Origin of the sequence: Mucilaginibacter sp. P19, assembly GCF_050632265.1 — a bacterium.
GTDB classification, from domain to species: Bacteria; Bacteroidota; Bacteroidia; order Sphingobacteriales; family Sphingobacteriaceae; genus Mucilaginibacter; species Mucilaginibacter gossypii.
In genome coordinates this window covers 2,354,290-2,366,472 of the sequence record NZ_CP192586.1, presented here as the reverse complement: position 1 = coordinate 2,366,472, position 12,183 = coordinate 2,354,290, and the positions used below count along the sequence as shown (strand labels likewise).

The window sequence follows — 12,183 nt, the reverse complement described above, 5'->3', positions numbered from 1 at the left end:
TTATTTACCATAAAGAATCTGTTTCGGTAGGCAAAAAAAGCAAACTAAAAGAATACTTCATGAACCGGAACAGGATCCTTTTTATCCGCCGGAATGCCCCGCCGCTTAAAAAAGTATTATTTTATTTTTATTTTCTGCTGATTGTGGTACCCCGTAACCTGGTTAACTACGTCAAAGAAAAACAATACGACTTTATTCCGATGCTTTTTAAAGCAGTATGGTGGAATTTTACCCACTCAAAAAACAGCAGCAATTTAGGATACCCCATTAACACCATAACATGAAAATAATTTTAGCCATAAGCCTTTTTATTGTTTTTTACACTTTTGCCGGGTATGGGATTTTTCTGTACCTGATCATCAGGATCAAAAGGGCTTTTAAAGGCCGGAAAGCTCTTCCTTCAGAAAACCTGGATGAACTTCCTACCTGTACTTTGGTGATAGCCGCTTACAACGAAGAATATTTTATTGAGCAAAAGATCAGCAACAGCCTCCTGCTTAATTATCCCGAAGGAAAACTAAAACTGCTTTTCGTAACCGACGGGTCATCGGATAAAACACCCGCTATTGTTGCCAGGTACCCGCAGATACAATTGCTGCACCAGCCACAGCGCGCCGGCAAAATAGCCGCGGTACATCGTGCCATGAACTATGTTGATACAGACGCGGTTGTATTTACCGATGCCAATACATTTTTAAATAAAGATGCATTGATCAAGATCTGCAGGCATTACAGCGATGCAACAGTTGGCGCCGTTGCGGGCGAAAAACGGGTACATATTGATGAGAACGCAGATGCCAGTGCGGCTGGTGAAGGGTTCTACTGGAAATATGAATCGGCCCTGAAAAAATGGGATTCGGAACTATATTCGGTTGTGGGTGCGGCAGGCGAACTGTTTAGTGTGCGCCGCTCACTATATCAGCCTGTTGAAGCGGATACTGTGCTTGACGATTTTATGATCTCGATGCTGATAGCTGCTAAAGGCTACCGCATTGTTTATGAACCTGAAGCATACGCTACCGAAACGGCGTCGGAAAATGTGTCGGAAGAGTTAAAACGAAAAGTGAGGATAGCTGCCGGCGGAATGCAATCTATTTTAAGGCTAAAAAAATTATTCAATCCTTTCCCCTACCCAATTTTATCGTTTCAGTATATCAGTCACCGGGTTTTAAGATGGACCATTACACCGTTCCTGCTTATATTATCGTTTATTTTAAACGTTGTGCTGGCTCTTAAACCTGGAGAAACAGCTATGCAAGGATTATTATTGGCGCAGATATTGTTTTATTTGCTGGCCTTGCTTGGGCTGATAATGGAAAAGCGGCAGCTCCGTATAAAAGTTCTTTTCATTCCCTATTATTTTTGTGTTATGAACTATGCAGTGCTGGCGGGCATTATCCGCTATTTTAGTACCAAGCAAAGCGCGGTTTGGGAAAAAGTACAACGGAAGCAGTAAAACATTGATTTTAGTTTTGATGACAACTATTTTTTGAATGTCAAACATTTTAGAACCTGTTTAACACGTTGATTTGTATATTGAGACGCGTCACATTGCATCTACTGTGTGCAATTTAAAATGGATTGGGCCACTCTAAAAAACGGCTTTCGTCATTCAAGTTCTTGCTGATAATTTCAGTGAAGAAGAAATACGGTTTATGAAAGCTACTGCTATAGAAAAACTCTTACTTTGATTTAAACAATCCATATTTAAGGATGCAGTAAATAGCCCTAACCCCATCCTTCCATCCTATCTTTTTGCCTTCCTCATAAGTACGGCCATAATAGGAAATGCCTACCTCATAGATCCTGATGCGGTGTACCCTCGAGATTTTTGGGTAACCTCGGGCTCAAAGCCAAAACGCTTTTCAGTGAGCTTTATGGATTGGATAACTTTGGTATTGAACAGTTTATAACATGTTTCCATATCAGTAAGGTTAAGATTGGAAAACATGTTTGAAGCAAAAGTAAGCCATCTGTTGCCAATGGTATGCCAAAAAAACAGGATACGGTGAGGGTTGCTTCCCATAAACCTGGAACCATAAACCACATCAGCAAAACCCGCTACTACGGGCTTTAACAGATCGTTGTATTCAGCCGGATCATATTCAAGGTCGGCATCCTGGATGATCAGGTAATCGCCTGTAGCTTTTGCTATACCTGTATGTAAAGCTGCTCCCTTACCTTTGTTTACTTCGTGCTTAAAGTATTGAATGTTAACTTCGGGGTTGGCAAGTTTATATTTATAAATAGCTGCTTCTGTATCATCCTTTGAGCAATCATTTACAATGATCACTTCTTTTTCAATATAGTTGATAAGGTTTACCTCTTTAATTTTATCCAAAATTAAATGGATGGTTTTACCTTCGTTGTAAGCCGGAATAATAATTGATAATTTTTGTATCGTCATTTATTGTATTATTGCCTGGTAGATTTTTGCCACAATTATAGTTGTATAAACCTGAACTGGCTTAATATTTTTATATTTAGTAATGCAATTTGCGCTAAAACGAGCTAAAAGTTATTTAAAAAAGCCTAAAGTTATAGTATCACTTTTCTTTTTGTTTGTTTTAACCCTGATATTTTGGTTTTGTTTGCCCAATCCTTTATTTAATAGTCCCACCTCCTACGTAATTGACGATGATCGGGGCCAGTTACTCGGTGCATCCATAGCAAATGATGGCCAATGGCGCTTTCCTTATAATCCCACAGTACCTGAAAAATTCAAACAATGTATTATCACTTTTGAGGATAAACGCTTTGAGCACCACCCCGGCTTTGATATTGTTGCTTTTAGCCGGGCCATCAAGCAAAACCTGAGCTCGAAAAAGGTAAGCAGCGGCGGCAGTACCCTTACTATGCAGGTGATCAGGCTGGCTACCAGGCATAAACGCAATATCTGGAATAAACTGAAAGAGATTTTCATGGCAATGCGCCTTGAAATATCCCATAGCAAAAGCGAAATTTTAGCGTTATATACCAGTAACGCCCCCTTCGGCACCAATGTCATTGGGTTGGATGCTGCCTCCTGGCGATATTTTGGCCGCAGCCCGGATAAACTTTCCTGGGGCGAAATGGCGGCTATGGCTGTTTTGCCTAACTCGCCATCCCTGGTACACCCTGGCAGGAACAGGGCCATACTGCTCCGCAAACGGAATTCATTATTGGATAAATTGCATAAGGCAGGTATCATTGATAGTACAACTACAGCCCTCGCCCGGCTCGAGCCTGTGCCCGACAGACCGGTGGCCCTTCCTCAACTTGCTCCACACCTGCTGCAACGTTTTAAAACCGATCATCAGGCTAAGCCAGAGGGAGATACCCGCATTACAAGCAGCATCAAGTCGTCGCTTCAGCAACAGGTAAACGATATCCTGGAGCAGCATCATAGTTTACTAAAGGCTAACGACATCAACAATATTGCCGCCATTGTACTTGATGTTGAAACAGGTGCAACACTTGCATATGCCGGTAACATATCCCACCGGGAGGACCCGCAAATGGAGAGCGATGTTGATGTGATAGATGCCCCGCGAAGCCCCGGAAGTACCCTGAAGCCGCTGTTATACGCGGCAATGTTGCACGACGGACTGATATTGCCCAATAGCCTGATGCCCGACGTACCTACCATGATCGCGGGTTACCATCCGGAAAACTTCGATCTGGGTTATGATGGTGCTGTCCCCGCATCACGCGCCTTATCCCGTTCGCTGAATGTACCGGCGGTTAAAATGCTGCAGCAATACAAATATGAGCGTTTTTATGATTTTTTGCATAAAGCAGGCATCACCACTTTAACCAAACCTGCCGATCACTATGGACTGTCGTTAATATTGGGCGGGGGTGAAAACACACTTTGGGAATTAAGCGGCGCTTATGCCGATATGGCGCGCGTACTTAATCATTACAACAAAAACAATGGCAAGTATGATCCTGCTGATTTTCATAATCCTGTTTATGAAAAGAAGGCTACAGCCAAACCTGAACTTGAAAAGTCTGGGTTATTGGATGCGGCTTCTGTTTATTACACTTTCCAAGCCATGGAGGAAGTGATGCGGCCGGGCGAGGAAATGCTATGGCAGCAATTTAGCTCGAGCCAGCGGGTGGCCTGGAAAACCGGTACAAGCTTTGGCTTTCGCGATGGATGGGCAATTGGGGTTACTCCTAAATATGTTGTTGGCGTTTGGGTTGGCAATACCGATGGCGAGGGCCGGCCGGGCTTAACGGGCATTAACACAGCTGCACCTGCCCTGTTTGAAATCTTCAGGCTATTGCCCGTATCGCGCGATTGGTTTGAAATGCCAATGGGCGAAATGGTGAAAATAAATGTGTGCAAACAAAGCGGCTACCGGGCCGGGCAATACTGCCAGGATGCAGATGAGCAATATGTACCCAAAAGCGGCCTGAAAGCCCCTGTTTGTCCTTACCATCAATTGGTGCATTTATCTGCCGATGCCAAATGGCAGGTAAACGGTAATTGTGAGCCGCCGGATAACATCCTCAATAAAAGCTGGTTTGTGTTGCCGCCATCTATGGAATATTATTACAAAGCCAGAAACTATCAATATCATGTACTCCTCCCTTTCGCCCGGATTGTATCCAGGCCGACAATGGAAATACAATGGAAGTCATCTACCCTAAAAACGGTGCTAAAATATACGTGCCCCTTGAAGCAGACGGCACCCGTGGCCGCATGATTTGCAACGCAGCACACCGCCAGCCAGGTATGAAGATTTTTTGGCACCTGGATGATCAGTACGTTGGCGAGACCAAAGATTTTCACCAGGTGGCTTTAAACCCACCTCCGGGCAGACATATTCTTACGTTGGTTGATGGCAACGGCAATACTATCAGCATAGCGTTTGAAGTATTGAAGAAATAAAAAACACAACTTATCGATTTTAATTTTTCTGTAAACTAAATGTCCGCAGCAACCATCTACTAACTTTATCATTATATTGGCTCAATAATTTTTAACCGGATGCTTGAACAGTACGATCTGCATAATTTATTGGTAATTGATATCGAAACGGTGCCGCAGTACAGCACCCACGAACAACTGCCCGAAAATCTGCAGGTTTTATGGGAACTAAAAACCCGGCATCAACGCAAAGATGAACCTGCTGACATTCATTATGAGCGCGCCGGCATCTGGGCCGAGTTTGGTAAAATAGTTTGCATTTCGGCCGGGATCTTTATTGCCGGGAAAAACATTGGCTTGAGGGTAAAATCTTTTGCATCACATGATGAAAAAGAATTGCTTACCAAATTCTGCAACCTGTTGGTCAGTCAACCGCCCAACCTTATTTTATGTGCTCATAATGGCAAGGAATTTGACTTCCCGTACCTCTGCCGCCGTTTACTGGTAAACGGCATATCAATTCCGCCGCAGCTGCAAATAGCGGGTAAAAAGCCCTGGGAGATTGTCCATTTAGATACCATGGAATTATGGAAGTTTGGCGATCACAAACATTACACTTCCTTAAACCTGCTTACCACAATTTTTAATATCCCAACCTCAAAAGACGATATAGATGGCAGCGATGTAGGCCGCGTATACTGGAATGAAAACCAGTTGGAGCGCATTTGCGCTTATTGCCAAAAAGATGTGATAGCTACAGCACAACTATTAAGACGTTACCGCGGCGAAGAACTGATAGCAGACGAATTTATAACCATTGTAGGCTAATAATGCTTAAAGTCAGTGATCTGTCGGTTAGTTTTAAGAATGGTAAAAACCAGTTCACAGCGGTAAAGGGAATTTCTTTTACACTTAACAAAGGTGAAACCATTGGCATTGTCGGCGAATCCGGCTCGGGCAAATCTGTTACCTCCCTTGCCCTGATGCGTTTGCTTAATGAAGATCAGGCCCTAATAGATGGCTCTGTGCTTTTAAATGGTGTATGCCTGTGTAAATTATCGGAAGATGAAATGCGGCGTGTGCGCGGCAACCAGGTAGCCATGATTTTCCAGGAGCCAATGACCTCGCTTAACCCGGTACTTACTTGTGGCTTTCAGCTTACGGAAGCTATCAGGTTGCATTTGGGATCAAGTAAAGCGGAGGCTAAACAAAAAACCATTGAGCTGTTTAAAGAAGTACAATTACCGCGGCCCGAAGCCATATTCAACAGCTATCCTCACCAGATTTCGGGCGGACAAAAACAACGGGTAATGATAGCGATGGCTTTGGCCTGCAACCCGGAGATTTTGATTGCCGATGAGCCCACCACTGCACTTGACGTTACCGTGCAAAAAACAATCATTGAGCTGCTGCACAAGCTTAAAGCTGAAAGGCATATGAGCCTGATCTTTATATCGCATGATTTGGGTGTGATCAAAGAGATTGCCGACCGGGTTTTGGTGATGTACAAAGGCGAAATTATAGAGGAAGCCGCGGTAAAAGATCTATTCGCAAATCCCCGGCACCCTTATACTAAAGGATTGCTGGCCTGCCGTCCTTCCCCGCAGCAGCATTTGAAAAAACTCCCTGTTGTGGCCGATTTTCTGGATGGGGCCAGGCCCGCAGTAACTATAGAAAGCATCAGGGAATTATATCATTACCCGGACACCGAAATCGCCGAAAGAAAGCGTAAACTATATGAACAGCAGCCTTTGTTAAGGGCAGATAAATTAAATACCTGGTTCCCTACAGATACGGGGCTTTTCAAACGAAAAGATCATGTTGTAAAAGCAGTGAACAATGTAAGCTTTGATGTATACCCAGGCGAAACCTTAGGCCTCGTCGGCGAATCAGGCTGTGGAAAAACCACTTTGGGGCGAAGTATTTTAAGGTTGATAGAACCTACTTCGGGGAAGGTCTCTTTTGATGGTACTGATCTTCGTGAACTTAAAAAAATGAGTTGAGGCAGATCAGAAAAGATATCCAGATCATTTTTCAGGATCCATACTCATCATTAAATCCTAAGCTTACCGTTGGCCAATCACTTATGGAGCCATTGCAGGTACATCAGTTTTACAGCAATGATACAACCCGCAAACGAAAAGTGCTGGAACTACTTGAACGGGTTAACCTGCTGCCCGCGCACTTTGACCGTTATCCGCATGAGTTTTCGGGTGGACAACGGCAGCGGATTGTTATTGCCCGGGCTTTGGCGCTCCAGCCTAGATTTATCATTTGCGATGAATCAGTTTCCGCGCTTGATGTATCGGTTCAGGCCCAAGTATTAAACCTCATTCGCGAACTTCAGGACGAGACTTAAATTGACCTATATCTTTATTTCGCATGATTTGGCCGTGATTAAACATATCTCCGACCGGATGATGGTGATGAACAAAGGCGAGATAGTGGAAACCGGCTATCCCGACGATATTTATTATCGCCCAAAAGAAGAATACACCAAAAGGCTGATTGCTTCAATACCGGGTTGATCAGGCTGCATAAATATCCAATCTAAATGTTTAAATTTGTTAAAAGCACTTTTTTTATTTAACCATTAAAAAAATGATACGCACGAAAGTGACACCGGAACAACAGGATATTTCTATTCATATTCCACAGGACTATGTAGGGAAACAGATAGAAGTGCTTTTGTATGCTGTGGATGAGTTACAGGAAGAAAAACAGATAGAAGGCAAAAAGCCATCTGATTTTAGAGGCAAGCTAAAATTATCCGATGAACAATACATCGATTTCCAAAATCACGTAAAAAACATCAGAGACGAGTGGAAGAGGGATATTTAATTGACACAAACGCAATTATCGATTATCTCGAAAGCAAATTACCAGAAAAATCAAACCAGCTTTTAGATAATACAAATTTTCAGCTTTCCGTAATTTCGCGCATTGAACTTTTAGCCTGGCCCAAAGCTACTGATAGCCAATTAAAACTTTTAACCGATTTTATAAATATATCACACATATTTGATTTCAATGAGCCAGTGATTCTAAAATCAATTGAAATCAGAAAAAATTATCGTGTAAAACTCCCCGATGCAATAATTGCAGCGACAGCGATAGTCAACAAGCTGACTTTAATAACAAGGAACATCAGCGATTTTTCAAAAATTTCGGATTTAAAATTACTTGATCCATATCGCTCGTAGGCACTCTTGATGTCTATTTAAGCATTTGAATACCATCATTCCCACACCCCAAAATTCTGTATCTTTGATGCAAATACTATTCTATGTCTAAACGCAAGAAAAACAACTCTTCTATACACCAGGTACTTACCCAAATGGTACTTGATATATTTGAACAAAACGGCAATACGCCACTCAACTATAAACAGGTTTCTGCTAAATTAAACGTCCGTGACCCCGAATCGCGCGAGATCATCTACGACATCTTAAAAGACGAGGTTAAAAAATCGGTATTAAAAGAAATCGCTCCGGGCAAATTCCAGCTGCTTGAACTTAAAACCTTTATTGAAGGCGTAGTTGACCTCACCAACGATGGTTCGGCCTTTATCGTTACCGATGACGAGTTTGAAAGCGATATTTTCATCGCTCCGCGTAAGCTTCGCACCGCTCTTAACGGCGACCGTGTGAAAGTTTATGTATACGCCAAAAGTAAAGGCAAGCACAAAGAAGGCGAGGTTATCGAAATTCTGCAGCGTGCCAAAATGGAGTTTACGGGCATTGTTAAACTCTCAGAACGATACGCGTTTTTTATTCCTGATGATCGTAAGATGATGCACGATATTTTCATCCCCATTAGCGAGCTTAACGGGGCTAAAAATGGCATCAAAGCTGTAGCCGAAATCACCGACTGGCCAACAGAAGCTAAAAACCCTATCGGAAGGATCAAACATATCTTAGGAGCCCAAGGTGAAAACGATACGGAGATGAACGCCATCCTGGCCGAATATGGTTTTCCGCTATCATTTCCTGCCGAGGTTGAGCATGATGCTGAAGAAATTCCGGACGTGATCACGCCCGAAGAAATTGCCAAACGCCGTGATTTCCGAAACATCACAACCTTCACCATCGACCCATTTGACGCCAAAGACTTTGACGATGCCCTGTCCTATCGCGTGCTGGATAATGGCAACTACGAAGTTGGTGTTCACATTGCGGATGTATCGCATTACATTACCCCTGATTCAGCTTTGGATAAAGAGGCTTTAGACAGGGCTACCTCTGTTTACCTTGTGGACAGGGTTATCCCGATGCTGCCCGAAAGATTATCAAACGGTCTTTGCTCGCTCAGGCCAAAAGAAGAAAAGCTTTGTTTTTCTGCAGTGTTCGAAATGGATGAAAATGCCAATATCATTACCGAATGGTACGGTAAAACCATCATCTACTCCGACAGACGCTTTACCTATGAAGAAGTACAGGAAGTAATAGAGACGGGAAAAGGTGATTTTAAGGAAGAAATATTCAAGCTCAACGCACTGGCTTATAAGCTTCGCGACCGTAAATTTAAAAACGGCGCTATCAGTTTCGAAACTACCGAAGTTAAGTTTAAACTGGATGAAAACGGCAAACCAACAGGCGTTTATGTAAAAGAGCGCAAAGACGCCCATAAACTAATCGAAGATTTTATGTTGCTGGCTAATCGCAAAGTGGCCGAGCGGGTGAGCAAAATGGGCAAAGGCAAACACAAATACACTTTTGTTTATCGTGTGCATGATTCGCCCAAGCCCGATGCGCTGGCCAATTTTGCCCAGTTTGCAGCCAGGTTTGGTTATAAAATCAATACAAAATCTGACAAGGAAACAGCAAAATCCCTCAATTACCTGATGGAAGACGTAGAGGGAAAAAAGAACAGAACGTGCTAACCCATCTGGCTATCCGCTCCATGGCCAAAGCTATTTACACTACCAAAAGCAGTGCTCACTACGGTTTGGCTTTTGATCATTATACGCACTTCACCTCGCCAATTCGCCGTTATCCTGATGTCATGGTACACCGGTTGCTGTTTCATTATTTAAATGGCGGACAATCGGCCAATGCCGAGTTTTATGAAAAGCTCTGTTCGCACAGTTCTTTAATGGAGAAAAAAGCAGCCGATGCAGAGCGTTCTTCAGTAAAATACAAACAAGCTGAGTATCTTCGCGACCAGGTTGGTAATACCTTTATGGGCATCATATCGGGGGTTACCGAATGGGGTATGTATGTAGAAATCATTGAAAACAAATGCGAGGGTATGATCCGCCTGCGCGATATCTCGGACGATTTTTATACTTTGGACGAGAAAAATTACGCCATCATCGGTCAGCGTAAAAAGAAAATTTACCAACTGGGCGATGAAGTAAAGATTAAGGTAAAACAGGTTGATCTGACCAAAAAACAGATAGACTTTATATTGGTACAAGAATAATGAACCGTGATTCGCCTGATTTTAGGATTTCCTGATATTTATAATCAAGTCGATCCTAAAATCAAGAAAATCAGGGTTCCCGTAAACAAATGAAACAACTTACAGAGTTACAGTTACTAATAAATGATGCAGTAGGCAAACTAAGCTATCCCGCTTACCCGGCCGATCTGTATGAACCGATAAGCTATATTTTATCTATTGGCGGAAAACGTATGCGCCCTGCCCTGCTCCTGCTGGCCTGTGACCTTTTTGGCGGCGACGTTGACAAGGCTATTGAACCCGCACTGGCTATAGAGGTATTCCATAATTTCACGCTGATGCATGATGATATTATGGATAAAGCCCCGCTCCGCCGTGGCAAAGCAACTGTGCATGAAAAATGGAACGCCAATGTCGCTATCCTCTCCGGCGATGCCATGATGGTAGAAGCCAACCGCCTGATGATGAAGGTTGATGACAGCATTTTGCGTAATGTACTTGACGTTTTTAACGATACTGCGACCGGCGTGTGCGAAGGCCAGCAAATTGATATGAGCTTTGAACAGCGTAACAATGTAAGTATTGAAGAATATATCAACATGATCCGTCTTAAAACGGCGGTGCTGTTAGGTGGTACATTAAAAATCGGCTCCATCATTGGCGGTGCAGCTTTAACCGACGCAGACCTGATCGATGCTTTTGGCGTAAACCTGGGCATAGCGTTTCAGCTACAGGACGACATACTGGATGTTTATGGCGATCCTGAAAAGTTTGGCAAGCAGGTTGGCGGCGATATCATCTCCAATAAAAAAACATTTTTGCTAATCAGGGCCCTTGAACTGACAAAAGGCAGCCAGGCACAAACGCTAAACCAATGGCTAAGTGCAGCTGAATTTGACACTGCAGAAAAGGTTAAAGCTATAACCAACATTTACAACGAACTTGATATCAGGCAGCATGCTGAAAAAGCGATGCAAACCTATGCCGATAGAGCTTTCGTAGCCCTCGACGCTATTAATCTGCCCGAAGATCATAAACAATACCTGCGAGATTTTGCAGACGGCTTGCTGGTGAGGGAGAATTGATTTATATTTAAGGATGAAGAAATTTTCACCCATCCTTATCATTTTAATGGTTTCATTAAGCGCTAAGGCGCAAAAACTTACGCCTCCGCATTTCCGTGGTGGCGATAAGGCATTTCATGAATTTTTAGATCAAAACTTAAAATGGCCAAAGGAGGTAAGCGGAGGAGAAGGCATTGTTACCATAAGCTTTTTTGTTGAAAATGACGGCCGTTTAACCGACTTGAAAGTTGTTAAAGGCATGAGTGAACCTTTTAATAAAGAAGCTTTACGGGTAATTTCTTTATCAAAAAAATGGATCCCGGCCATGCGCGACGGGCATTTTATTAAATCAAAATATTCCGTCCCCATACAATTTTATACCGTGCAGGATGTGCAAGTTTTAGATAGCGCAAAAGCTAATTGACCAATCATCATAAATTTCACCAAGGAACAAAGGTCGATGAAGAGAATCCTGTCCGCTGCGATGTTCATAATGGGAGCCCTAGCAACAAAAGCTCAAACAACTGATACAACAAAGGCTAAAGACCCCGTATTTACATCAGTTGAGCAAGTTCCTGTATTTCCGGGTGGCCTCCAGAAGCTTGCCATACTCATTCATGAAAATTTTAAATATCCTAAAGGAGATACAATTGAAGGCCGGGTATATGTTGTGTTTGTGGTAGAAAAAGATGGAAGTCTTAGCGATTTAAAAATTGCCAAAAGTTTATCCAAGGCTACAGATACGGAAGCGCTACGGCTTATAAAAATGACTTCCCCCTGGCAACCAGGCATGAGAGGGGGCCAGCCCGTAAGGGTTCAATATGCCTTACCCATTAACTTTAAACGCAGCCATTAATA

14 protein-coding genes and 1 pseudogene are annotated in these 12,183 nt (G+C 42.9%); 14 read left to right on the top strand and 1 reads right to left on the bottom strand.

Going from position 1 to position 12,183, the window contains the following annotated elements:
* Nucleotides 1-59 precede the first annotated feature (59 nt).
* On the top strand, nucleotides 60-284 hold the full coding sequence (locus ACQ86K_RS11320) for a hypothetical protein (protein ID WP_431200379.1): 225 nt from the start codon (nucleotides 60-62) through the stop codon (nucleotides 282-284).
* A complete protein-coding gene (locus ACQ86K_RS11315; protein WP_091167748.1) occupies nucleotides 281-1,456 on the top strand; it encodes a glycosyltransferase family 2 protein in 1,176 nt (391 codons plus the stop codon). Before ACQ86K_RS11320 ends, ACQ86K_RS11315 begins: the two co-directional genes overlap by 4 nt.
* A gap of 336 nt (nucleotides 1,457-1,792) precedes the next feature.
* Here ACQ86K_RS11315 and ACQ86K_RS11310 read toward each other — a convergent pair whose 3' ends face one another.
* The gene (locus ACQ86K_RS11310; protein ID WP_431200378.1) at nucleotides 1,793-2,407 is read right to left on the bottom strand and encodes a glycosyltransferase family 2 protein; all 615 of its coding nucleotides are present in this window, start codon (nucleotides 2,405-2,407) and stop codon (nucleotides 1,793-1,795) included.
* An 82-nt stretch (nucleotides 2,408-2,489) separates the two neighbouring features.
* Between ACQ86K_RS11310 and pbpC the strand changes: the two genes are divergently transcribed.
* The 12 genes and pseudogenes from pbpC to ACQ86K_RS11250 all read left to right on the top strand — a co-directional run bounded on the left by pbpC (nucleotide 2,490) and on the right by ACQ86K_RS11250 (nucleotide 12,181).
* Nucleotides 2,490-4,694 carry a penicillin-binding protein 1C gene (gene pbpC / locus ACQ86K_RS11305; RefSeq protein ID WP_431200377.1) on the top strand — a complete coding sequence of 735 codons (2,205 nt, stop codon included), beginning with the start codon at nucleotides 2,490-2,492 and terminating at the stop codon, nucleotides 4,692-4,694.
* Nucleotides 4,619-4,879 carry a hypothetical protein gene (locus ACQ86K_RS11300; RefSeq protein WP_431200376.1) on the top strand — a complete coding sequence of 87 codons (261 nt, stop codon included), beginning with the start codon at nucleotides 4,619-4,621 and terminating at the stop codon, nucleotides 4,877-4,879. The genes pbpC and ACQ86K_RS11300 overlap by 76 nt, the downstream gene beginning before the upstream one ends.
* Before the next feature lie 99 nt (nucleotides 4,880-4,978).
* Nucleotides 4,979-5,686 (top strand): 3'-5' exonuclease, encoded by a 708-nt coding sequence (locus ACQ86K_RS11295; protein WP_091167756.1) that lies wholly within the window; start codon nucleotides 4,979-4,981, stop codon nucleotides 5,684-5,686.
* Between the two features lie 2 nt (nucleotides 5,687-5,688).
* Nucleotides 5,689-6,861, top strand: coding sequence for an ATP-binding cassette domain-containing protein (locus ACQ86K_RS11290; protein ID WP_431200375.1), 1,173 nt, complete (start codon nucleotides 5,689-5,691; stop codon nucleotides 6,859-6,861).
* Entirely contained in the window at nucleotides 6,858-7,217 is a 360-nt protein-coding gene (locus tag ACQ86K_RS11285; RefSeq protein WP_431200374.1) for an ATP-binding cassette domain-containing protein, read from the top strand. Before ACQ86K_RS11290 ends, ACQ86K_RS11285 begins: the two co-directional genes overlap by 4 nt.
* 1 nt (nucleotide 7,218) lies before the next feature.
* Entirely contained in the window at nucleotides 7,219-7,386 is a 168-nt protein-coding gene (locus tag ACQ86K_RS11280) for a hypothetical protein (protein ID WP_431200373.1), read from the top strand.
* A gap of 73 nt (nucleotides 7,387-7,459) precedes the next feature.
* Nucleotides 7,460-7,699 carry a hypothetical protein gene (locus ACQ86K_RS11275; protein WP_091167762.1) on the top strand — a complete coding sequence of 80 codons (240 nt, stop codon included), beginning with the start codon at nucleotides 7,460-7,462 and terminating at the stop codon, nucleotides 7,697-7,699.
* Nucleotides 7,681-8,061: a type II toxin-antitoxin system VapC family toxin gene (locus ACQ86K_RS11270; RefSeq protein ID WP_176844451.1), complete on the top strand. Its 381-nt coding sequence runs from the start codon at nucleotides 7,681-7,683 to the stop codon at nucleotides 8,059-8,061. The genes ACQ86K_RS11275 and ACQ86K_RS11270 overlap by 19 nt, the downstream gene beginning before the upstream one ends.
* An 83-nt stretch (nucleotides 8,062-8,144) precedes the next feature.
* Nucleotides 8,145-10,282: pseudogene (rnr, locus tag ACQ86K_RS11265) on the top strand (ribonuclease R).
* An 89-nt stretch (nucleotides 10,283-10,371) separates the two neighbouring features.
* Entirely contained in the window at nucleotides 10,372-11,346 is a 975-nt protein-coding gene (locus ACQ86K_RS11260) for a polyprenyl synthetase family protein (protein WP_091167769.1), read from the top strand.
* 13 nt (nucleotides 11,347-11,359) lie between these two features.
* Entirely contained in the window at nucleotides 11,360-11,749 is a 390-nt protein-coding gene (locus ACQ86K_RS11255) for a TonB family protein (RefSeq protein WP_091167771.1), read from the top strand.
* 36 nt (nucleotides 11,750-11,785) lie between these two features.
* Nucleotides 11,786-12,181, top strand: a complete 396-nt coding sequence (locus ACQ86K_RS11250; protein WP_091167774.1) for an energy transducer TonB — start codon at nucleotides 11,786-11,788, stop codon at nucleotides 12,179-12,181.
* Nucleotides 12,182-12,183: the final 2 nt, after the last annotated feature.

Bases quoted from the DNA above. Each gene is read 5' to 3' on its own strand.
- ACQ86K_RS11260 (WP_091167769.1), top strand. From the start codon at position 10,372: ATGAAACAACTTACAGAGTTACAGTTACTAATAAATGATGCAGTAGGC.
- ACQ86K_RS11315 (WP_091167748.1), top strand. From the start codon at position 281: ATGAAAATAATTTTAGCCATAAGCCTTTTTATTGTTTTTTACACTTTT.
- pbpC (WP_431200377.1), top strand. From the start codon at position 2,490: ATGCAATTTGCGCTAAAACGAGCTAAAAGTTATTTAAAAAAGCCTAAA.
- ACQ86K_RS11320 (WP_431200379.1), top strand. From the start codon at position 60: ATGAACCGGAACAGGATCCTTTTTATCCGCCGGAATGCCCCGCCGCTT.
- ACQ86K_RS11275 (WP_091167762.1), top strand. From the start codon at position 7,460: ATGATACGCACGAAAGTGACACCGGAACAACAGGATATTTCTATTCAT.
- ACQ86K_RS11255 (WP_091167771.1), top strand. From the start codon at position 11,360: ATGAAGAAATTTTCACCCATCCTTATCATTTTAATGGTTTCATTAAGC.
- ACQ86K_RS11300 (WP_431200376.1), top strand. From the start codon at position 4,619: ATGGAAGTCATCTACCCTAAAAACGGTGCTAAAATATACGTGCCCCTT.
- ACQ86K_RS11250 (WP_091167774.1), top strand. From the start codon at position 11,786: ATGAAGAGAATCCTGTCCGCTGCGATGTTCATAATGGGAGCCCTAGCA.
- ACQ86K_RS11295 (WP_091167756.1), top strand. From the start codon at position 4,979: ATGCTTGAACAGTACGATCTGCATAATTTATTGGTAATTGATATCGAA.
- ACQ86K_RS11310 (WP_431200378.1), bottom strand. From the start codon at position 2,407: ATGACGATACAAAAATTATCAATTATTATTCCGGCTTACAACGAAGGT.
- ACQ86K_RS11290 (WP_431200375.1), top strand. From the start codon at position 5,689: ATGCTTAAAGTCAGTGATCTGTCGGTTAGTTTTAAGAATGGTAAAAAC.